General features: G+C 75.5%; 15 protein-coding genes. 11 read left to right on the top strand and 4 right to left on the bottom strand.

Annotation, left to right across the window (positions count from 1 at the left end; translation table 11 throughout):
* The first annotated feature begins 209 nt into the window (after positions 1-209).
* Positions 210-1,973 carry a DUF4153 domain-containing protein gene (locus tag ACZ52R_RS28955; protein WP_465754423.1) on the top strand — a complete coding sequence of 588 codons (1,764 nt, stop codon included), beginning with the start codon at positions 210-212 and terminating at the stop codon, positions 1,971-1,973.
* 168 nt (positions 1,974-2,141) lie between these two features.
* Here the strand turns inward: ACZ52R_RS28955 and ACZ52R_RS28950 are convergent, their stop codons facing one another.
* Positions 2,142-3,692 carry an MFS transporter gene (locus ACZ52R_RS28950; RefSeq protein WP_360505953.1) on the bottom strand — a complete coding sequence of 517 codons (1,551 nt, stop codon included), beginning with the start codon at positions 3,690-3,692 and terminating at the stop codon, positions 2,142-2,144.
* Positions 3,693-3,863: 171 nt separating this feature from the next.
* Here ACZ52R_RS28950 and ACZ52R_RS28945 point away from each other — a divergent pair, with 171 nt between their 5' ends.
* The 3 genes from ACZ52R_RS28945 (at position 3,864) to ACZ52R_RS28935 (ending at position 6,299) form a co-directional block, all read left to right on the top strand.
* Positions 3,864-4,679: a TetR/AcrR family transcriptional regulator gene (locus tag ACZ52R_RS28945; RefSeq protein WP_465754422.1), complete on the top strand. Its 816-nt coding sequence runs from the start codon at positions 3,864-3,866 to the stop codon at positions 4,677-4,679.
* 140 nt (positions 4,680-4,819) lie between these two features.
* Positions 4,820-5,518, top strand: a complete 699-nt coding sequence (locus tag ACZ52R_RS28940; protein WP_465623170.1) for a ribonuclease HII — start codon at positions 4,820-4,822, stop codon at positions 5,516-5,518.
* A 100-nt stretch (positions 5,519-5,618) separates the two neighbouring features.
* A complete protein-coding gene (locus tag ACZ52R_RS28935; protein ID WP_465664878.1) occupies positions 5,619-6,299 on the top strand; it encodes a hypothetical protein in 681 nt (226 codons plus the stop codon).
* Between the two features lie 254 nt (positions 6,300-6,553).
* On the opposite strand, the gene ACZ52R_RS28930 is transcribed toward ACZ52R_RS28935, so the two are convergent.
* Together ACZ52R_RS28930 and ACZ52R_RS28925 are read right to left on the bottom strand one after the other, a co-directional pair.
* Entirely contained in the window at positions 6,554-7,258 is a 705-nt protein-coding gene (locus tag ACZ52R_RS28930) for a hypothetical protein (RefSeq protein WP_465754436.1), read from the bottom strand.
* Positions 7,259-7,636: 378 nt separating this feature from the next.
* Complete coding sequence (locus ACZ52R_RS28925; protein ID WP_465754421.1) at positions 7,637-9,832, bottom strand: RecQ family ATP-dependent DNA helicase; 2,196 nt, start codon at positions 9,830-9,832, stop codon at positions 7,637-7,639.
* Positions 9,833-10,059: 227 nt separating this feature from the next.
* Here ACZ52R_RS28925 and ACZ52R_RS28920 point away from each other — a divergent pair, with 227 nt between their 5' ends.
* Positions 10,060-11,583: a DUF4192 domain-containing protein gene (locus ACZ52R_RS28920; protein WP_465754420.1), complete on the top strand. Its 1,524-nt coding sequence runs from the start codon at positions 10,060-10,062 to the stop codon at positions 11,581-11,583.
* 36 nt (positions 11,584-11,619) lie between these two features.
* Here the strand turns inward: ACZ52R_RS28920 and ACZ52R_RS28915 are convergent, their stop codons facing one another.
* Positions 11,620-12,933, bottom strand: a complete 1,314-nt coding sequence (locus tag ACZ52R_RS28915; protein ID WP_465754419.1) for an alpha/beta fold hydrolase — start codon at positions 12,931-12,933, stop codon at positions 11,620-11,622.
* Positions 12,934-13,685: 752 nt separating this feature from the next.
* On the opposite strand from ACZ52R_RS28915, the gene ACZ52R_RS28910 reads away from it, so the two are divergent.
* The 6 genes from ACZ52R_RS28910 to ACZ52R_RS28885 all read left to right on the top strand — a co-directional run bounded on the left by ACZ52R_RS28910 (position 13,686) and on the right by ACZ52R_RS28885 (position 20,706).
* Positions 13,686-15,809, top strand: a complete 2,124-nt coding sequence (locus tag ACZ52R_RS28910) for an amylo-alpha-1,6-glucosidase (RefSeq protein ID WP_465754435.1) — start codon at positions 13,686-13,688, stop codon at positions 15,807-15,809.
* Between the two features lie 173 nt (positions 15,810-15,982).
* Positions 15,983-16,741: an NUDIX hydrolase gene (locus tag ACZ52R_RS28905; RefSeq protein WP_465623160.1), complete on the top strand. Its 759-nt coding sequence runs from the start codon at positions 15,983-15,985 to the stop codon at positions 16,739-16,741.
* An 11-nt stretch (positions 16,742-16,752) separates the two neighbouring features.
* Entirely contained in the window at positions 16,753-16,884 is a 132-nt protein-coding gene (locus tag ACZ52R_RS28900; protein WP_465623158.1) for a hypothetical protein, read from the top strand.
* A 221-nt stretch (positions 16,885-17,105) separates the two neighbouring features.
* Positions 17,106-18,716: an ATP-binding cassette domain-containing protein gene (locus ACZ52R_RS28895; RefSeq protein WP_465754418.1), complete on the top strand. Its 1,611-nt coding sequence runs from the start codon at positions 17,106-17,108 to the stop codon at positions 18,714-18,716.
* 3 nt (positions 18,717-18,719) lie between these two features.
* Entirely contained in the window at positions 18,720-19,625 is a 906-nt protein-coding gene (locus ACZ52R_RS28890) for a hypothetical protein (protein WP_465754417.1), read from the top strand.
* 202 nt (positions 19,626-19,827) lie between these two features.
* A complete protein-coding gene (locus tag ACZ52R_RS28885; RefSeq protein WP_360505985.1) occupies positions 19,828-20,706 on the top strand; it encodes a FadR/GntR family transcriptional regulator in 879 nt (292 codons plus the stop codon).
* Positions 20,707-21,023 lie beyond the last annotated feature (317 nt).

Below are 21,023 nucleotides of genomic sequence, written 5' to 3'. Positions count from 1 at the left end.
TCGACGGGCTCTCCATGGGCTCTCGATGGGCGGCGAGGGAGTGTCGAGGGAGCAACCGGTGGCGAGCAGGTTCTGAACACGTTCAGAACCAACTTTTGAACTCGTTCAGAATGGTCTACAGTCGGCAGCGACGGCGGCGCTGAGCGCACCCGCCGGCGGACTGTCCCGAGGGCGGCTTCCGCATGCCCACCGACCACTGAGGGGGACCCATGTCCGGTCTGTCCACGCCCGCCTCGGCCGATCCGCCACCCGCGCCGGGGCCGCAGAACCCGGACGGGCCGCACGAAGCCTCGGGTCCGCAGGAACCGGCCGGACCGGACAGCTCCTGGGACCCGTACCGCCCGGCTGGTCCCTACGGCGCGGGTGGTCCGCACCACGAGGATGGTCGGTACGGCGCGGGTGGTCCGTACGGCGCGGGTGGTTCCCGCCGGTCGCCCGGCGCGCCCGGGCCGACGGGGGCGGGCTGGCTGCGCCGCAGTGACCCCGAGCGCCGGGCGGGGGCCACGCCCCGGGTCGTCCTGGCCGCCCTGCTCAGCGGCCTGCTCACGGCCTGGCTGCTGTACGACGGTCTGGGAGTCAACCTGTTGATCTGCGGCGCCGCCACCGCCGTCGGGGCCGGCTTCGCCGCCCGGGCGGCAGGCCGTCGGATCCGGCCCTGGACGGCAGCCTGGAGCCTGCTCGCCCTCGCCCTGCTCTCCGTCCCAGCCTGGTGGGTCGCCGACTGGCCCACCCTGCTGGCCGTCGGGGGCGCGTTCGGCCTGGCCTCGCTGGCCCTGCACGGCGGGCGCCGGTGGCCGGGCGTCCTGCTCGCCCTGCCCGGTCTGCTCTGGCAGCTGCTGCCCGCCGTGGGGTGGGCCTGGATCAGCATGGAGGGCCGCCCGCTGCCCGGCCGCGGCCGGGTCGTCCCGGTGCTCAAGGCGCTCGGGGTCGCCGCCGTCCTGCTGACCGTCTTCGGCCTGCTGTTCGCCAGCGCCGACGCCGCCATGGCGGACCTGCTGGGCAACCTCAGCCCGGACCTCGACCTCGGCCGACTCCCGGCGCGTGGGGTGCTGTTCGTGCTCGGGACGCTCACCGCGCTGGGCTTCGCACGGATCGCGGCCGGCCCGCGCCGCTGGGACCGGACGGTGATCCGGCCGGGCCGCGAACGGCGACGGCTTGAGTGGGCGCTGCCGCTGGTCGCGCTCAACCTGATGTTCGGCGTCTTCGCGGTGGTCCAGGCCGTGGTGGTGCTCGGCGGAGCGGACGCCGTACTGAGCAACACCGGGATGAGCCGCTCCGAGTACGCCCGGCAAGGCTTCTGGCAGCTGAGCGTGATCACCGTGCTGACCCTGGTCGTGGTGGCGGTCGCCAAGCGCTGGGCGCCGCGCACCACCGCCGCCGACCGCCGGGTGGCACGGATCCTGCTCGGGCTGCTCTGCGTGCTCGCGCTGGCCGTGGTCGCCTCCGCACTCGGCCGGATGTGGTTCTACGTGGACGCCTCCGGGCTGACCCAGCTGCGGCTCTGGGTGCTCGTGGTCGAGGTCTGGCTGGGCGTCGTCTTCCTACTGCTGATCACCGCCGGGCTGACCCGCGGCACCGGCTGGCTGCCGCGCGTCGTCGTCCTCAGCGGGATGCTCACCGTCGCGGTGTACGGCCTGATGGGCCCGGACGCGATCGTCGCGGACCAGAACGTCGCCCGGTACGAGCGGGCGCTGCGGGCCGACCCGCACACCGCGGCCATCGACCTGCGCAACGTCCGCCAGCTGTCGGCGGACGCGGTGCCCGCCCTGGACCGGCTGCCCGAACCGCAGCGGAGCTGTGCGCTGGAGCTGATCGGGCAGGATCTGGGCCGGGAGGCGCAGCCCTGGTACGCGACCAGCGTGTCGGTCGCCCGGGCCCGGCAGATCCTGGCTCAGCGGCCGCCGGTGGACTCGCCGATGGTCGGCCGCGGGGCCTGCGACCGGGCGGGGTTGGCGTACGAGGCGGCCTGGTAGTCGGGGACGGCTCGGGAGAGCGGCAAGGGCCGGTCGAGAGCAGCCCGCTCCCGACCGGCCCTCGCTGTGGTGCCGGCGTCGTCCCGGGGTCTGCGCCTTGCGGCGTCAGTGCATCCCCAGGTCATTGCATCCCGGGGTCATTGCATCCCGGGGTCAGTGCATCTCGGGTCAGTGCATCGCGACGGGGGCTGAGTCGCCGCTCGGCAGGTCACTGGCCTTGGCCTTGATCACGAAGACCGCGACCACCAGGGCGACCGCCGCGAGCGCCGCGCCCACGATGAAGCCGTGCGAAATGCCATGGGCGAGGACGGTGTTGGCGGCGTCCGTGCGCGGCGGGAACTCGTGGTGCTGCTGCAGGTAGGCCAGCTGATCCGGGCTCGCGCTCTGCATGAACTTCGGCAGCTGCGTGGCGGCCTCGGCCGTGGCGTAGTGCGCGAAGACCGTGGTCAGGATCGACAGGCCGAGCGAACCGCCGATCTGCTGCATCGAGTTGAGCAGGCCGGAGGCGGCGCCGGTCTCCTCGCCCGGCACGCCCGCGACGGCGAGCAGCATCACCGGGACGAAGATCAGGCCCATGCCGAAGCCGAATATCACCGTGGGGCCGAGCACCCCGTCCAGGTAGCCGCTGTCCTTGCCCATCTGGGTCAGCCAGCTGAGGCCGATGGTGACCAGCAGCGCGCCGCCCGCCATGAACGGCTTCGGGCCGTACTTGGCCTGGAAGTTGGACGCGATCTGCGCGGCGATGATGATCGAGACGCTGATCGGGAGGAAGGACACGCCTGCCATCAGCGGGCTGTAGCCGAGCGGGCCCTGCACGAACAGCACCACGTAGAAGAAGATGCCGAACATGGCCGCGGCCAGGCAGAGCATCATCACCAGGCCGCCGGTGCGGTTGCGGTTGGCGAACAGGTGCATCGGGGTGATCGGCTGGTCGGTGCGGCGCTCGACCACGAGGAAGGCGGCCAGCAGGATCGCGCCGGCCGCGAAGGAGCCGAGCGTGACACTGTCCGACCAGCCGTCCGAGGCGGCCCGGATGAACCCGTAGACCAGGCCGACCAGGCCCAGCGTCGAGGTGAACGCGCCGGGCAGGTCGAAGCGGCCCGGGTGGCGCTCGGACTCGGCGATGTAGCGCGGCGCGGCGATCGCGATCAGGATCGCGATCGGCACGTTGACGAAGAACACCCAGCGCCAGTTCAGGTACTCGGTGAGCAGACCGCCGGCCAGCAGGCCGATCGCGGCGCCCGAGCCGGCCACCGCCGAGAACACGCCGAACGCCTTGTTGCGTTCCGGCCCTTCCTCGAAGTTGGTGGCGATCAGAGCGAAGGCCGTCGGTGAACAGATCGCGCCACCGATGCCCTGGAGCGCGCGGGCGGCCAGCAGCAGGCCGCTGTCCTGCGCGAAACCGCCGAGCAGCGAGGCCAGGCCGAACAGCAGGGTGCCGAAGATGAACACCCGGCGGCGGCCGAGGATGTCACCCGCGCGACCGCCCAGCAGCAGCAGCCCGCCGAAGGTCAGGGTGTAGGCGTTGATGACCCACGACAGGTCGGTGGTCGAGAAGTTCAGGGCGTCCTTGATCTGCGGAAGCGCGATGTTCACGATGGTCGCGTCGAGCACCACCATGAGCTGGGTGGCCGCGATGACGGCCAGGGTGATGCCCTTGCCGTGCCCCTTCGCGCCGGGCGGTGGTGAGGTCTTGCTGAGCGTGTCGGTGACAGCCACGAATGTGCCCCCTGCTGGCTATGTGCGTGGTGCTCTGGACTCGGCGGGCCGCCGGTGTCCGGATGCGGCGCTGCGCCCTTGCGCAGACCGGGAAGGAACGGGATCGTTCACTAATCCGGACGATATCCTGGGCTGGATTGTGAACGCAAGCGTTCCTTAAGGATGGTGGCGATGGAACGGTTGGTGCGGCGACTGGTGGCGGACCGGTCCGGTCGGTCGCCGGGGCGGTCCACGGGCGCCTCGGGCGGCGGCTCCGGTGCCCCGGGCGGCGGCCCCGGCGACCCGGGCGGCGTCTCCGGCGTCTCGGGTGCCTCGGGTGCCTCGGGCATCGAGGCGGGTGCGGTTGCTCCGGGCCGGGGTGCGGAGCCGGCCCTCTGCCGGGTGCGGGCCGCCCAGCAGGCCCTGGCGCGGCCCGGGAGGCGGCGGGGGAAAGAGCTGGAGAACGCGATCTTCGAGGCCGCGCTCGACCAGCTCACCTCCGGCGGATACGCGCGGCTGACGATGGAAGGGGTCGCCGGCGCGGCGCGGACCGGGAAGGCCGCGCTCTACCGGCGCTGGGCGTCCAAGGACGAACTCGTCATCGACGCCCTGGACGCCACTCTTCCACGCCCTTACGACACCCCCGACCTCGGGTCCGCCCGCGACGAACTCCTGCAGCTCATCGAGGCGTTCACGGCCGCGTTGACCTCCCGGGCGGGCGCCGCCCTCCATGCGCTGATGGCCGAGATCGACCAGGAGCGGGCCGAGGTCTTCAAGGGCTTCATCAACGACCGGGTCATCGAGCCGACCACGCAGACCATCCTGGAGATCCTTCGCCGCGGCGCCGAGCGCGGGGACGTGCGGCCCGGCGCGGCAACCCCGCTCGTGGCCGACGTCATCCCGGCGATGCTGCTCTACCAGGCCAAGATCCGCGGATTCCGGGACCTGGGGCCGGACTTCGCCGTCAGGCTGGTGGACGAGGTGCTGCAGCCGATGATCCGCGTCTGAGGGCGGGCCCGGGCGTGCTCGGTCATGCTCGGTCATGTGCGGGCGTGGCTGCCGGGGGCCTTCCCGCAGCGAGGGCGGCGGATCCGGCGGCCGTAGGGCGGGCTTAGGCTGGAGGCTGCCCCAGTTGAACGGAAGCCGCCATGCCCATCGTCCCGCCGACGCACTCCGTCGAACGCTCGCTCCGCCGGGCCGGCGCCAGGATCGTCGTCGGCCTGGACGAGGTCGGGCGCGGCGCCTGGGCCGGACCGGTCACGGTGGGCGCGGCCGTCACCGGCCTGCGCAAGGCGCCGGACGGGCTGACCGACTCCAAGCTGCTCACCGAACTGCGTCGCCGTGCCCTCGCCCCGGTCCTCGCCGACTGGGTCACCGCGTACGCCCTCGGGCAGGCCTCACCGCAGGAGTGTGACGAGCTCGGCATGACGGCGGCGCTGCGACTGGCCGCCGTCCGCGCGCTGGAGGCGCTGCCGGTCGAGCCCGACGCGGTGATCCTCGACGGCAAGCACGACTACCTCGGCGGCCCCTGGCGGGTACGCACGGTGATCAAGGGCGACCAGTCCTGCGTCTGCGTCGCCGCCGCCTCGGTGCTCGCCAAGGTCCACCGCGACGGCCTGATGGGCGAACTGGGCGAGGGGTGCCCGGACTACGGCTTCGCCGACAACGCCGGCTACCCGTCCCCGGTGCACCGTGCCGCGCTGGAGGAACTCGGCCCCACCGAGCACCACCGGCTCTCCTGGGCGTACATGGACGGACTGTCGAAGTGGCGTCACCTCAAGCGCGTTCGGGAAGGCACGGGCGAGGCTCGGGGATCCGCCGACGAACAGTTGACGCTCGGTTTCTGACAGTCCGTCTGGAATTGCCCGGGGCGGGGCCGTGGGTGTTCGGTGCCCAAAGGGTGGGGCGCCCGTGCGCGTTCGACCGGCATTTGATAGATATCCGGGTATGCCTGTCTTCCCCGAGGAGCCGGAGATTCACGAGAGCCTCCCGGGCCCCGGCGTTCCCTTCCCCCGCGAGTCGGACGCACAAGCCCTCCACGCGCCTGCCACCGGCGGCGCACCCGCCACCGCACCCACCACCGTCGCCACCCCGGCTGCGGTGCCCGGCCCCCGCTCGGCGCCTCCGCGCCCGGCCCCGCCGCGCGCCGCCCGGCCCGGTCCGCCGGGGCTGATCCCCAAGCCCGGTCCGGCGCCGCGCCGCCCGGCCGCCACCGCGCCGCAGGTGGAGGTCCGGCGGATCGCCGCCACCCCGGCCCAGGCCGTGGAGCGCGCCGACGACGCGATCGACCAGCTGCTGGACTCCGGCCGCGACCCGGGTGACATCCTGGTGCTGACGGTCGGCGAGGCACACCCCTGGCAGCGGCACGAGCTGTCCTTCGGCGAGGAGCGCTACTGGGCGCAGCTCGCCGACGGCGGGGACGTGTTCTACGCGGACGCCGCGCTGACCCGTCCGGTCCACCGCGAGGTGGTCGTCCTGGTGGTCAACGGCGGAACGCCCGCCCTGGCCGCCGAGGCGTACACCGAGGCGCTCGGCCGCGCCAGTGCCCTGCTGGTGGTCTGCGGCGAGGCCGGCCCGACGACCGCCGGGGCTGCCGCAGCCGCGCCCGGGCACCCCGTCCACGTCTGACCGCAGCCCTTCCGTTCCGGGCCCGGTGCCGTACGGTGCCGGGCCCGAAATCCGTCCCGGGACGGGCGGGCGGGCGGGCGCGGCTCCGGAGCCCGTCCGGAGCCCCTCCGGCGGCAGGCGATGCCGGGGCATCGGACCTGCCCGCTCGGTGCCCGGCGGGGCCTGCACGCTCGGTGCCCGTCGGACCCGGGCGCCGGTGGTCCCGTCGGATCGATCCGTGCTCGGTGACCGTACGTCCGGCGGGTTCGGCGGGGTCAGCGGGTTCCGGTACGGCGGGTCGGCTCGGCCGTCGCGGCCCGCGCCGGGATCCACGGGGGCTCGGACTGCGGGGAGCGCTGAGCGTCGCCTCCGTGTTCGGCTTCTTCCACCGCCGGCCGGCGGGTGCGCTGGCCGTGCGGGGCGTCGAGCACCGAGCGGGGCGGCAGCTCCGTCACGGTGTGCACCGGCCTGTCCGTCCACGAACCCGCATGCGGATTTCGTCCGCTCCGCCCGTCCTCGAGGACCTGCCAGCCCGCCGGGGTGAGCCCGAGGTACGCGCCGCAGCGCAGCCCGTGCAGCCCGGCCGCGTCCCGCAGCGCCCACATCCAGGCGCCGTCCTGCTCCGTCCAGCCGGGCGCGCCGTCGCGGCAGCGCAGCAGCACGGCGGTGCGGGTCGGCTCGGGCAGCCGCAGGTCGTGCGGGAGGATCCGGCGCAGGTGCGTCAGCAGGGCGTTCCGGTGCTGCCAGCCGTCGGTGTCGCGCGGCCAGGGGATGAAGGAGGCCGAGGCGGCCAGGTGGTGGAGCGCGTCCAGGACGCCGACCACGACCGTGCCCGGCTGGGGCAGGTGGCGCTGGTGCAGCTCCAGGACGAACTCGCGGGGGTCGCGCAGCAACGGGATCCCCGAGGCGGCCCAGGTCTCCAGGTCCAGCACCCGTCTGGGCACCGAACTCCGGGAGAGGGGATGTGGACCTCGGTCGATACCGTTGATCACGATCCTCCTTCCTGACCCGTGGGCAGACGGGTGCCTGGGTACGCCGAAGCGTGGGTCCGGCGGACCGAGTTTCGGGTACCTCCCAATTCTCGGGGCATCGGGGGTGGAGCGGCAACGATGAAATGATGAACGCCATCCGATAGCCCATGGTCTGCCGGATATGTTCCACTGTCGCCCGGGCGCGGTCGGGATGCCGCAGCGTCTTGATCCGTGACGCTCGAAGTGCGAGGTGAGCCGTCGTCGGCATGGTGACCACTCCTTTCCCGCGTCCGTCGACCGGTGTGATCGAAATCGCTTGGCTTGATCCTTTTCGTTAGGCCATTCGAGTGAAGGCCGTTGTTCCCTCGACGGCCTTCTGCCGCCCCGTCACCCCTGCACGGCCAGTACCAGCGGCAGCACCGCGCCCGCCCCGGCCCGGCGCAGCAGCCGGGCGGCCACGGTGACCGTCCAGCCCGAGTCGACGAGGTCGTCCACCAGCAGCACCGGCCCGGCGGCCGCCGCCACCGCCTGCTCCACCTCCGGCGGCAGGACCAGCGCCCCGGCCAGCGAGTGCAGCCGTTGGGCGCTGTTGCTGCGGGCCCCGTGCGGCGGCAGCCCGCCGGCGTACTCGATCCGGCCGAGCAGCGGCAGCCGTCCGATCTCGGCGATCCGCGCGCCGAGGCTGCCGACCAGCTGGGGGCGGGTCGAGGAGGCCATGGTCACCACGCCGACCGGCCGCTCCAGCCGTGCGCCCTCCGCCGTCGCCGGCCCGGCCCAGCCGCCCGGACCGCGGGCCCAGTCGGCGAGGACCGCCACCAGCGCGTCCACCGCCTCGCCGGGCACCGGCACGTCCGGCGCCTGCTCGGCGAGCAGGGTGCGCAGCCGGTTGCCCCAGCCGATGTCGGACAGCCGGCCAAGCGCCCGGCCGGTCTCGGCCTGCTCGCCCGCCGGGATCCGCCCCTTGAGCGGCACCCCGAGCGCGTCCATCCCGGTCGGCCAGAGTCGGCGCGGCTCGAAGCTCACGCCCGGGCGGCCGAGCGCGGCCCGGGCGGCGGCCAGCGTCTCGGCGGAGACGTCCGGGGTGTGCAGCGGCCCCGCGCAGTTGTCGCACCGCCCGCACGGCACGGCCTGCTCGTCGTCCAGCTGCCGGCGCAGGAACTCCATCCGGCAGCCGGTGCCCGCCGCATACTCGCGCATCGCCCGCTGTTCCGCCTCCCGGGAGGCGGCGACCTTGGCGTAGCGGGCGGTGTCGTACGCCCAGCTCTGCCCGGTGGCCGTCCAGCCGCCCTTGACCCGGCGGACGGCGCCGTCCACGTCGAGCACCTTGAGCATGGTCTCCAGCCGGGCCCGGCGCAGGTCCACCCGGGGCTCCAGGGCGGCCGTGGAGAGCGGGCGGCCGGCCTCGGCCAGCGCGTCGATGGTGCGCCGCACCTGCTCCTCCGGCGGGAAGGCCAGCGAGGCGAAGTAGCGCCAGATCGCCTCGTCCTCGCGCCCGGGCAGCAGCAGCACCTCGGCCCGGTCCACGCCGCGCCCGGCCCGGCCGACCTGCTGGTAGTAGGCGATCGGCGAGCCGGGCGAGCCGAGGTGCACGACGAAACCGAGGTCGGGCTTGTCGAAGCCCATGCCGAGAGCGGAGGTGGCGACCAGCGCCTTGACCCGGTTGGCCAGCAGGTCGGCCTCGGCGGTGCGGCGCTCGGCGTCCTCGGTGCGGCCGGAGTAGGAGGCCACCGGGAAGCCGCGCTCGCGCAGGAAGGCCGTGACCTCCTCGGCCGCGGCCACCGTCAGGGTGTAGACGATGCCCGAGCCGGGCAGCCGGTCGAGGTGGTCGGCCAGCCAGGCGAGCCGGTGCGCCGGGTCGGGCAGGGCCAGCACGCCCAGGGTGAGGCTCTCCCGGTCGAGCGGCCCGCGCAGCACCAGGGCGTGCTCGTCGGTGGTGCCGGTGCCGAGCTGCTCGGCGACGTCCGCGGTGACCCGGGCGTTGGCGGTGGCGGTGGTGGCCAGCACCGGGACACCGGGCGGCAGCTCCGCGAGCATGGTGCGCAGCCGGCGGTAGTCGGGGCGGAAGTCGTGCCCCCAGTCCGAGATGCAGTGGGCCTCGTCGACCACCAGCAGGCCGGTGGAGGCGGCGAGCTTGGGCAGCACCTGGTCGCGGAAGTCCGGGTTGTTCAGCCGCTCGGGGCTGACCAGCAGGACATCGACCTTCCCGGCAGCGACCTCGGCCTGGACCTCGTCCCACTCGTCGGTGTTGGCCGAGTTGATGGTGCGGGCGTGGATTCCGGCCCGGGCCGCCGACTCGACCTGGTTGCGCATCAGGGCGAGCAGCGGCGAGACGATCACCGTCGGCCCGGCACCGCGGGCCCGGAGCAGGGCGGTGGCGATGAAGTAGACCGCGGACTTCCCCCAGCCGGTGCGCTGGACGACCAGGGCGCGGCGGTGGTCGACCACGAGGGCCTCGATGGCCGTCCACTGGTCCTCGCGCAGGGCGGCGCCGGGGCCGGCGAGCTCGCGCAGGACGGCTTCGGCCCGCGCCCGGACCTCGGCGCGGTCGGCGGTGGCGGTGATGTGGGTCTCGGGCTGCTGCATGGCGTCCATGTAACCCCGTACCGCCGACAAGCGGCGAATGCCGGGGTGGGCGGGAGGGGGAGGCGGGATGTATTTCATCCGCTGATCCGCTGAACGGCGGACAAAATCCACCCTGCGGAGGGAGTGTCGCTTGCTCCGAATGAGTTAAGGGAAATTCGGAGGCGGAGTTATCCACAGAAAAAAGACGGTTTCGGCGTCGTCCGCGGATTGCGTCCACTCTTGCGGCCATGAACGCGATGAACAACGAACACGTCATTCTGTCCCTCGGCCCGGCCTCCGAGCACCGGCCGGTCGTCATGCGCGGTCCGGCCGACATGGCCGAGCTGCTGCCCTACTTCCTGGGGTTCTACCCCGACGACAGCATCGTCGCGGTCGGTCTCCAGGGCCCCGACCTGCACCAGGCCGGGGTGATCCGGGCGGATCTGCCGGACTCGCCCGCGCAGTGGCCGGCCGCCGCGGAGGAGGCGGCCGCCCTGCTGGTCGCCCTCTCCGAGCGGCACGGCACCCGGCCGCTCCAGGTGCTCCTCTACCTCTGCCAGGATCCCGGCGCGCCGCACGCCCCGCCGGTGGTGGACGGCCTGCGGCCGCTGGCGGACGACCTCCGGGCGGCCTTCGGGCGTCGGGGCGTCGTGGTCAAGGAGTCGCTGTGCGTCTCGGACGGCCGCTGGTGGTCCTTCCTCTGCCGCGGCACCGAGTGCTGCGATCAGGCGGGCAACCCGGTGCGGCGCGGTCCCGGTCCTGGCCCGGCGGCCGCCGCCGCGACGGTCGCCGGCCTGGTGCCGCGCGGCAGCCGGAAGGCGATCATCGGCGGGCTGGTCCCGATCGGCCCGCCGGAGGACGACGTCCACCGCGAGGCGCTCGTCCGGGCCGAGGCGGCCGTCGGCTCGTTCTCCCGTGAGCAGGGCATCGGGCTGCTCGACCAGGCCGTCGCCGAGTTCGCGGCCGGGGCCCGGGAGCTCGACCCGGACCGGACGGCCCGCCTGCTGTTCGCCCTGCGCGACCGGATCGTCCGGGACCGAGGCGTCGAGTACGCCCGGCCCGCCGAGCTGGCCCCCGCCGAGCGGCTCTGGCGCTTCCTCGCCCGGCGCGCCGTGCCGCCGTACGAGAGCTGCGCGGTGGCTCCGCTGACCCTGCTGGCCTGGGCTTCCTGGGTCGCCGGGGACACGGCGACGGCCCGGGTCGTACTCGGGCACGTCCTGCGGCTCGCCCCGGACTACCTGCTGGCCGAGCTGCTCTACGAGTCGCTCAACGACGGCATGACGCCCGGGGCACTGCTGGCCGCCGTCGAGGCCCAGCGGCGGCGGCGCGAGCAGCACGCGCCCGCGTCGGCCCCGGCTGACGACCGGCCGCCGCCCGCCGACGGCACGGGACCGGCACCCGAGGCCTCGGCACCCGAGGCTCCGGCGGGCGAGGCCCCCGGTGAGCGGCCCGGCCCGGCCTCCCGCGCCCGCCGACGTCGCCGGGGCGGCCGCCGGAAGGGCGCGTCCACGGCACCGGCACCGGCACCGGCACCAGCACCAGCACCGGCACCGGCGCCGGACGGGAGCACCCCCGGGCCGGTGGGCCTGCTGTCCGCGCCCGGACGGGCTGCGGCGCCCGGGTGCGCCCGGCCGGCCGGGGAGCGGCCCGTCCGGCGCCTGCGGCTCGGCCGTGCGGCGGAGTGCGCGCCCGCCGGCACCCGCGCCGGGAGCGGCCTGCACCGGTGCCGCGGGGTCCGGCGGGCGGCGAGAGGAGGCCGCCGTGCCCACTGAGCCGCCCGCCCCCGCCCCGTACCGGTCTGCCGGCCGCTACGCCTCGCCGTGCGCCATCTTGATCAGGCGGTCCAGCACCTTGCCGCCGCTCGCCCGCAGGCCGTCGTGCTCCCACTCGTTGGTGATCCAGGTCCGCAGGCCGCGCACCGCGCGAGCGGTCTCCAGCGAGTCGGCGGTGTCCACGTACATGTCGTCGTGGTACACCGCCGCCACGACCGGTACGCCGTTGGCGGCCAGGCGCGCCCGGTCGTACAGGTCGGGCCAGTCGGTGCGGGCGGCGAGCAGCTCCGCGGTCTCCTTCAGCGGGCGCAGCGCGGGGTCGGTGTCGAACATCCAGGGGTAGATCATCTCCCCGGTGAACAGCACCGGCGCGTCCGACTCCAGCGCGGCCCGGGCGTCGAACCGCGGGAACTCCTTGCGGAGCCGCTCGGCCGACCAGGCGGTGCCGCCCTGGTCCACCGACCGCTGGCCGTAGATCGACTCGTGCAGCACGGCGTACAGCGGGCCGCCCGCGAAGGAGAGCTGGGCCTGGGCGCCGGCCAGGAAGGTGTCGGAGAGCTCGGGCCCGGCCGCGCCCTCCACCCAGGCCTCCTCCAGCAGGTAGTGCAGGACGCCGGAGCCGCTGCCGCCGCCAAGCAGCAGTCCGAGGGCCTGGAACGCCTCGACGGTGAGCAGCCCGCCGTCCGGCAGGGTCGCGGGGGCGTCCGCGAGGTGGGCGGCGATCCGCCGCACCGCCTCGACGTCCTGCGGGAACCGGGCGTAGTGGTCCTCGTTCTTGCGGGCCACGCGCGGGTAGGCGGCGCGGTAGACGTCGTCGGCCGAACTGCCGAGGCCGGCCAGGCCTCCGGTGATGAAGGCCTCGGTCAGGCCCTCGGGGGCGATGGAGAGGTAGGTGAGCGTGCAGAAACCGCCGAAGCTCTGACCGAGCACGCTCCAGCGCCGGTTGGCGCCGAGCAGCCGGGTGCGGATCAGCTCTGCGTCCCGGACGATCGAGTCCGCGCGGAAGCGGGCCAGGTAGTCCGCCTGATCCTGCGGGCCGCCGCGCCGGGCGAGGGTCTGCCGGGTCGCGGGCGTGGACCGCCCGGTGCCGCGCTGGTCGAGCAGGAGCACCCGGTAGTCGTCCAGGGCGCGCTTCAGCCAGGAGTCCCGGCTGAGCGGGCGGGCGGCCTTGCCGCCGGGCCCGCCCTGGAGGAAGAGCAGCCATGGCAGGTCGTCCCGCTCGCGGCCGGCGGCCACCACCTCCCGGGCGTACACCTCGATCTGCTCGCCCTGCGGGGCGGCGTGATCGAGGGGCACCTGGAAGACGTGGTCGGTCGTGACAATCCCGGGCAGCCGGCTGACGGTGGACATGGAACTCCTCGGTCTCTGCTGGTCACAACGGTGGTGTCGCGGTTCACGGGATCACCGGGTGCGGGGGCCGCGACCCCCGCACCGTATCCTGGCGGCGATCGAGCGCCGGTTCGACCGTCCCCGTCCATCCGGCCGGGCGGCCGACCCCGGCCGACGCCCGGTCCGAGCGGTGCGGACGACAGCCAGGAACGCCCGGAACCAGGCCTCGGCCGCAGGCGGCGACGGGCCCGTGGCGCGGTCCCGGTGATGCTCCGACGGACGCGGCACGACCGCCCGGCGGGGGCGGTCCCGACCAGCGGCGCTTCGGGCGGGGCGTGACCTGGCGGCGGTGCGCGGCGTTCACCCCGGGGGCCCTGCGCCGGACGGAGACCGACCGGGGCCCGGCCCGGCCGCCCCTGGCCCCACGGCGACCGCCGGCCACGCGCGGCACCGGGCCCGGTCGCCGCGAGGGGACCGGCCGGCCCGACGGGCGCGGGCCACGCGGCAGGGCGTCACCGGCGGGCCGGAATGGCGGACCTGACGGGGTGTCGGGCGCGGTGGCGGGCCCGACGCGACGGCGCGGCGCGCCGGTACCGGCCCGGTACCGAGCACCGCTTGGTACGACCCGCCACCGGGTACGGCCAGACACGGCACACCCGCCGACGGGAAACCCCGCCGGCTCGGCACCATCAGCACGCGATCGAGCATGCTCGCGGCCCACCGGCCTGACCCGGCCACCGGACCGCCGAGGGGAGGAGAGTCCGGTGACCGCCATGAGGCCACCACAGGCCATGCCGGCCGAGAGCGTGGTCGGCGCGCCGAGACCGGTCGGGCGCCCCGACCAGGTCCCGCCGACCGGCCCCGGGGGCGCACCCGCCGGTTCGGGTCGGCCCACCGCCGCGCCGCGCCCGCAGCCCCCCGCGGTCCACCACGCGGTGATCTGCGTCAATGCCCCGGCGATGGCTGCCTCCGGCCCCGACGGCCAGCTGCGCGGCCACGGCCTGCACGGCTTCTACCGCAACGGTGTCCGGGCACTCGCCCGGATGGAGCTGCGGCTGGGCGGCATGGAGCCGCTGCCGCTCCAGGGCGCCCTGACCAGCACCGCCCAGGCTCGCTTCCTCGGCGCCGTCCGCATCCCCGGCGACCTCGACCCGGATCCGGCGCTCACCGTCGAGCGGCTGCGCCACGCGGACGGCGTGGAGACTGTCGTCGTGCGCAACACCGGCCCGCGGCCCGCACGGCTGCCGCTGGAGATCGCCGTAGGCACGGACCTCGGCCCGGTCGCCGAGATCGCCGCCGGACACCGCCCGCCCGACCTGCCGGGCCAGGTGCAGTCCGCCGGGTTGCGCTGGACGGGCCCCGCGCACAGCGCCGTGGTCAGCGCCAAGCCCTCCCCGCACGCCGTACTGGCCGGCGCCGGGGTGCTCCGCTGGGACCTGGAGGTCCAGCCCGGCGCCCGCTGGTCGGTCGAACTGCGCACCGAGCTGGAGAGCGCCGCCACCGGCCCGCGCCCACCCGGCGGGCGCGGCACCGGTGTCCCGCTGCCCTGGTCCGAGCCCGAGGTCCGCAGCGACGACTCCCGGGTCGCCCCGCTGGTCTCCCGCTCCCTGGACGCTCTCGGCGGACTGCTGTTCGCCGACCCGGACCGTCCGACTGACCTCTACCCGGCCTCCGGCGCGCCCTGGCGCTTCGGCCTTGCCCCGGCCGACGCGCTCTGGGCCGCCCGGCTGACCCTGCCGCTCGGGACCCGGCTGGCCGCCGGCACCCTCCGGGCGCTGGCCCGCCGTCAGCAGCTCGCCCCCGCCCCGGGCCGCACCGAGGGCCTGCTGCCCGGCGGCCTGCGGCACGGCGGCCCGGAGCTGCCGCCCACCTGCACCGCCACCGAGGCCACCCTGCTGTTCGTCACGGTGCTGGCCGAGGCCTGGCGCTGGGGCCTGCCCACGGCGGAGGTCGCCGAGCTGCTCCCGGCCGCCGAGCGGGCCCTGGCCGCCCTGCGGGACGGACTGGTCGGCGGCTTCGTGACCGACCTGAGCCGCCCCACCGAGGAGCGCTCCGCCCACCCGGTCGCCGCCCGCGCCGAGGTCCAGGCGCAGGCCCACCGCGCCGCCCTGCACGGCGCCGAGCTGCTGGAGGCCTTCGGACGGCCGGGTGCCGAGGGCTGGCGGAGCTGGGCTGCCGAGCTGCGCGGGAGCTTCCGCGAGCGGTTCTGGATCGACGACCTCTCCGGCGGCCGCCCCGCCGCCGGGCTGGCCCCGGGCGGCCAGCCGCTGCCCGCAGTCGCCTCCTGCCTGGTGCACCTGCTGGACACCGGGCTCGCCGTCGACGGCGACCGGCACGAGAGCCTACTGGACCGTGAGCAGACCCGGTTGCTCGCCCAGCGTCTGGTCGCGCCGGAGCTGGACAGCGGCTGGGGCCTGCGCACCCTCAGCGCCAAGTCCCCCCGCTTCAACCCGCTGGGCCACCGCGGCGGCACGGTACGGGTCCACGAGACGGCGCTGGCGATCGCCGGATTGGCGGAGGCAGGCCACGAGAACGAGGCCGGCACCCTGTTGGAGGGCCTGCTCGCCGCGGCCGCCCACTTCGAGGGACGGCTGCCGGAGATGTACGCGGGGGAGCAGCGCACCCCCGGCTGCCCGCCCGTGCCGCACCCGGCGGCCTGCCGCCCGGCGGCGGTCTCCGCGGCCGGCGCCGCGCACGCGGTGTTCGCCCTCGCCGGGGTGCGGCCCGACGTGCCGGGTGGGCGGGTCCTGGTCCGCCCGGCCAGCACCGCGCCGCTCGGCGAGCTGGAGCTGACCGGCCTGCGGGTGGCGGGCGAGCCCTTCTCGGTCCGGGTGAGCCGGATCGGGGTGGCGATGGTCGAGGAGGCCTCCGCGGACCTGCAGCTCGTCGCCCGCTGACCGCGCGCCCCGGGCCGGCCCGCCCCGGGCCGGTGGCGCCGCTTCGGCGACTTCGGCCCGGGAGTCCCCGCCCGCCCGTGCGCGAACCGTGCCGGGCGGGCGGGCCGACGGCCTCGGGAGGGCCGGGCGCAAGGCCTGTGCTTATCGTCAGAGAGACGACTATGATCGTCGCCATGTCGCGTTACGATCCGTCGGCCTTCCCCCCGTTCGCTGTCACGGTTGACCTGGTGGTGCTGACGGTGCGCGACCACGCGCTCTGCGCCCTGCTGGTCCGACGCGGCGAGCCGCCGTTCCAGGGGTACTGGGCGCTGCCCGGCGGCTTCGTCCGCCCGGACGAGGGCCTGGCCGAGGCCGCCTCCCGGGAGCTGGCCGAGGAGACCGGCCTGCGCGCGCACTCGGCCCCGGGCCACGACGCGGTCGGCCCCGGTGCGGCCGGGGCCCACCTGGAGCAGCTCGCCACCTACGGCCATCCGCAGCGCGACCCCCGGATGCGGGTGGTCAGCGTGGCCTACCTGGTGCTCGCCCCGGACCTGCCGACGCCCCGGGCCGGCGGCGACGCCAGCAGCGCCCGCTGGGCACCGGTCGGCGAGCTGCTCGGCGACAGCCCGGCCGACGGCGTCCCGCTCGCCTTCGACCACGGGCTGATCCTCGCCGACGGCGTGGAACGCGCCCGCTCCAAGATCGAGTACTCCTCCCTCGCGACCGCCTTCTGCCCGACCGAGTTCACCGTCGGGGAGCTGCGCCGGGTCTACGAGGCGGTCTGGGGCGTGGTGCTGGATCCGCGCAACTTCCACCGCAAGGTCACCGGCACCCCGGGCTTCCTGCTGCCCTCCGGCGGCACGACGACCCGTCAGGGCGGCCGCCCGGCCCAGCTCTTCACCGCCGGCGGCGCGTCCGCCCTCAACCCGCCCATGCTCCGCCCCGACTCCTGAGCGTCGGCCCGGTGCAGGACCGGCTGACCTCCCACGAGGACCAGCAGGGGAGGGTCGCGGACCAGGGCAGGGCCGCCGTCGACGAGTTCACGGGCGAGTGCAGCGACCACCACCTCCCGCCGCTGCCCTGGATCTCGGACTAGCCGCCCGGCAGGCCTGCAGCCGGCGGCACCGGGTGCGCGGCAGGGAACCCCAGGATCGGATTGTCCCCTGATCGGGTGAGGTGGGCGGCCGGTGGCCCCGTTCCGCTCCCGCAATGCCCGGAATCGCCGCCGCCGCCCCCTAGTGTGCTGGCGCGGGGCCGTGCGGGCACGGTCCCGCTCCGCGTCGAGCGGGTCGGCCGAGGGCACGGGAGCAGCCAGCGATGATCCAGATCACCGGACTGACCAAGGTCTATCGCAAGGGCGCTCCGCCCGCCGTGTTGGACCTGACCTTCGACGCCCGGCCCGGCGCGGTGACCGCACTGCTCGGTGCCGAGGGCGCGGGCAAGTCCACCGCACTGCGGCTGATGCTCGAACTCGAGCGCGGCCAGGGCGTCACGCTCTTCGACGGCCACCCTTACCGCCGGCTCCGGCGCCCCGAGCGCGAGGTCGGCGTACTGCTGCCCGGTCCGGGCGAGGGCGTGGCCGCGGTGGCCGGGCACCCGGGCCGCAGGGCGCGCGGCCACCTGCGGATGCTCGCGGCGGCCGTCGGCGTCCCGGCCCGGCGGGCCGACGAACTCCTGGAGCAGACCCGGCTGGCCTCCGTCGCCGGGCAGCGGCTGCGCGCCTTCTCGCCCGGCATGCACCGCCGGCTGGCCCTGGCCGCGGCCCTGCTCGGCGACCCCGGGACGCTGCTGCTGGACGCGCCGACCGAGGGCCTGTCGCCGCGCAACGTCGAGTGGTTCCACTTCTTCCTGCGCTCGTTCGGCGTCGCCGGCGGCACGGTCCTGGTGACCACCCGCACCCCGCAGGAGGCCTCGCAGCTCGCGGACCGGGTCGTCACCCTGGACCGCGGCCGTCTGGTGGCCGACCAGCCGGTCGCGGAGTTCCGGCGGACCAGGCTCAGCCCCGAAGTGGCCGTGCGGGGGCCGCAGATGGCGCGGCTGGCGGACCTGCTGGTCAGCCAGGGCGCCGAGGTCCGCCGGGACGGCAGCGTGGGCCTCGCGGTGGCCGGCGTCGACCGCACCGAGATCGGCGAACTCGCCTACCGTCACGGGATCCTGCTGCACGAGCTGGCCGACCGGGTGGTCGAGCAGCCTGCTCCCCGGGTCGTCCTGCCGGTCGCCTCGGGCCGCTCCGGCCACCTCCGGGTCCGCCCGGTACCGGACGCCGAACCGAGCCCCGAGCCGGCCCGGGAACCGAGCCCCGAGCCGGTCCACGAGCCCGCAGGGCCGCCGGCCGCCGGACCCGCCCCGGACGCCCCGGCCGACGCAGCCGGCGCCGACGCAGCCGACACCGACCCGGTCGCCGTACCGGCTGCCGCGCGATGTGCCGACCCGGCCGTCGCGCGGGCCACCGAGCCGGACTCCGAGGCCGCCACCACCCCGCAGCGCCGGGCGCCGCGCCCCCAGGACGACGCCTTCCTGCCCACCCGCGCCCTGCCCGTCGCCGTGGTCGCCGCGGGCCTCCCCGTCCTCGCCACGCCCGGTCCCCGGGCCACGTCGGCCCACCCCGGCCGGCCCGCCGAGCGCAACCGGCCCGCTGAGCGCAACCGGCCCCCCGAGCGCACTGGGCCCGCTGAGCGCAACCGGCCCGCTGAGCGCAACCGGCCCGCCGAGCGCACCGTGCACGGCGAGTCGGCCCCCACCGTCGCTGTCGACCGGCTCTTCCGCGACGACCCGGCCCCGGCCGGGGAAGCCGTCCGGTCCAAGCCGCCGGGGCGCCGTGAGAACGCCGACCTGCTCACCGACGACACCGTCCGCCTCCGCCGCCTCGCCTCGGGCGCGACCGCCGCCTCGGCCCCCGCCACCACCGACGACCACCGGAGCGAGTGAACCGTGCCTGTCCTGGCCTACGAACTGCGCCGACTGCGCGGCCTGCGTTCCACCTGGCTGCTGCTCGCCGGCGTCCTGCTCGGTGACGCCGCCGTGGCCGCCGTCCTGGCGAGCCAGACCCCGGACGGCCCGCTGGCCGCGCTCGCCGGGGTGCGGCTGCTGACCGCCGCCGTCCCGCTGATCCCGCTGCCGTTCGCGGCCCTCGGCGCCGGAGTGCTGGGCGCGCTCTCGTACGGGCACGAGGTGTGCCACCCGGGGCTGCCGGCCTCGCTGGTGTCGTACCCGCGCCGGGTGCGGCTGCTGCTGGCCAAGCTGCTGGTGGTCGGCCCGGTGGCGGCGCTGCTGGCGTTGGCCACCCTGTTGCTCGACACGGTGGCCGTGCACCTCTCGCTGCCGGGCGGGGTGACGGTGGCGGCCTGGACGGAGCCCGGCGCACTGTCGGAGCGGCTGTCCGGGGCGGTGAGCGGCGCCGGGCTGTCCGGGCTGTCGGACCTGCCGGGCGTCTTCGCCCCGCTGGCGCTGGTGGCCGGCCACGGGGTGCCGGCCGCGCTGCTGGCGTTCGTCCTGCTGACCGTCGTGGCCGCCTGGACCGGGGTGCTGACCGCGTCGCTGACCCGCAGCGCCGCCGCCGGGGTGCTGCTGCTGTGCGCGATGCCGCCGCTGCTGGAGTCCGGCGTCGCCCTGCTGCTGCGCCGGACCGGCCGGCCGTGGCCGGTGCGCGCGGCCGAGCTGCTGCCGTTCCAGTCCGGCATCGAGTGGGCCTACGGCTGGGTGTACGGCGGGGCGCACGAGGCGGCGGCCGGGAGCGCGGCGCTGACGGACCCGGCGCTGCTCGCGGCGGTCGGGGCCCCCGCGGCCGTCCTGCTGCTCGCCGCGCTGCTCGTCCAGGCCCGGCGCCGTGCGCTGTAGGGCCCGGCGCGGCGACCGGTAGGGCCCGGCGCCGCAAGCGGTGGGGCGTCGGCACCCCGAAGAACCAAGATCGACCAGCAGTGACCGTAATGAGCGGTTCTTCCTGATAAGAAGTCAATTATCCAGTCACGGGCGATCACCCTTTCGTGTGCTTTTCACGAGAATTCTCAAGCCGCGCCCGCCGATCGCCGACAAATGAGGCGTGAGTACCCTTGCGCACCCCACCATGACCCCCGCCCGTTCCGCCGATGGGCCGATCCACGGTTCCGGCGACCTGGACCGCTTCTCGTACGCCGACCGGCCGGCCCCGCCGGCGCCCCGCTGGGAGGGCGCCGAGTCCGACATCGGCCGGGTCGGCCGCAAGACCACCAGCAGCCGCGGTCGCGGCCTGCACGGCCAGCTGGTCCAGCAGCTCGGCCAGATGATCGTCTCCGGTGACCTCGGCGCCGACCGCCCGCTGGTCCCCGAGGAGATCGGCCAGCGTTTCGAGGTGTCCCGGACCGTCGTCCGCGAGTCGCTGCGTGTGCTGGAGGCCAAGGGCCTGGTCAGCGCCCGGCCGAACGTCGGCACCCGGGTCCGCCCGGTCGGCGACTGGAACCTGCTGGACCCCGACATCATCGAGTGGCGTGCCTTCGGCCCGCAGCGGGACGAGCAGCGCCGGGAGCTGTTCGAGCTCCGCTGGGCGATCGACCCGCTGGCCGCCCGGCTGGCCGCCGGCCACGGCCGGGAGGACGTCCAGCAGCGGCTGGTCGAACTGGTCGAGATCATGGGCCACGCCGCCGCCCAGGCCGACCTCTCGACCTACACCCGGGCCGACGCCGAGCTGCACGGCCTGGTCCTGCAGATGGCCGGCAACCGGATGCTGGAGCACCTGTCCGGGATCGTCGGCTGCGCCCTGCACGTCTCGGGCGGCCCGGCGATCTCGTGCGAGCGGCCCTCCGAGTCCTCGGTCAGCCTGCACGCCCGGCTGGTGGACGCACTGGGGGCCGGCGACGGCGCCGCGGCCGAGGTCGGGATGCGGGCGCTGCTCACCGTCCACCCCGAGGTCGAGCCGTCCGTCCCCGCGCCCCGGGAGCACTGAGCGGGCTGTTCCGACGAGCGGAGGCGCCTGGCCCGGCGGTCCGCTCCGCCGAGGCCCTCCGGCCGCACCGCGTGGCGCAGCCGGAGGGCCTCCGCATGCGGAGGTCCGGACGGCTCTCGCAGGACCGGATCGCCCAGGCCTCCACGATCTGCCGTGGCTGCCACGATCCGCCCAGACAACGACGTCCGCCCAGGCCATGACAAAAGCTTTCGGCGCGAGTGCGCGATGATGGAACCCGGCCCCGTGGCCGCGGCCGCCGAGTGGTGTGACCCGCGACACGAAGGCCATGCGTAACACTTGACGAGTAGCAGCGATGT

It is taken from the genome of Kitasatospora sp. NPDC034023, from assembly GCF_055575795.1.
This window is presented reverse-complemented; position numbering and strand designations above follow the sequence as displayed.

Bases quoted from the DNA above. Each gene is read 5' to 3' on its own strand.
- ACZ52R_RS28955 (WP_465754423.1), top strand. From the start codon at position 210: ATGTCCGGTCTGTCCACGCCCGCCTCGGCCGATCCGCCACCCGCGCCG.
- ACZ52R_RS28945 (WP_465754422.1), top strand. From the start codon at position 3,864: ATGGAACGGTTGGTGCGGCGACTGGTGGCGGACCGGTCCGGTCGGTCG.
- ACZ52R_RS28940 (WP_465623170.1), top strand. From the start codon at position 4,820: ATGCCCATCGTCCCGCCGACGCACTCCGTCGAACGCTCGCTCCGCCGG.
- ACZ52R_RS28935 (WP_465664878.1), top strand. From the start codon at position 5,619: ATGCCTGTCTTCCCCGAGGAGCCGGAGATTCACGAGAGCCTCCCGGGC.
- ACZ52R_RS28925 (WP_465754421.1), bottom strand. From the start codon at position 9,832: ATGCAGCAGCCCGAGACCCACATCACCGCCACCGCCGACCGCGCCGAG.
- ACZ52R_RS28920 (WP_465754420.1), top strand. From the start codon at position 10,060: ATGAACGCGATGAACAACGAACACGTCATTCTGTCCCTCGGCCCGGCC.
- ACZ52R_RS28915 (WP_465754419.1), bottom strand. From the start codon at position 12,933: ATGTCCACCGTCAGCCGGCTGCCCGGGATTGTCACGACCGACCACGTC.
- ACZ52R_RS28910 (WP_465754435.1), top strand. From the start codon at position 13,686: ATGAGGCCACCACAGGCCATGCCGGCCGAGAGCGTGGTCGGCGCGCCG.
- ACZ52R_RS28905 (WP_465623160.1), top strand. From the start codon at position 15,983: ATGTCGCGTTACGATCCGTCGGCCTTCCCCCCGTTCGCTGTCACGGTT.
- ACZ52R_RS28895 (WP_465754418.1), top strand. From the start codon at position 17,106: ATGATCCAGATCACCGGACTGACCAAGGTCTATCGCAAGGGCGCTCCG.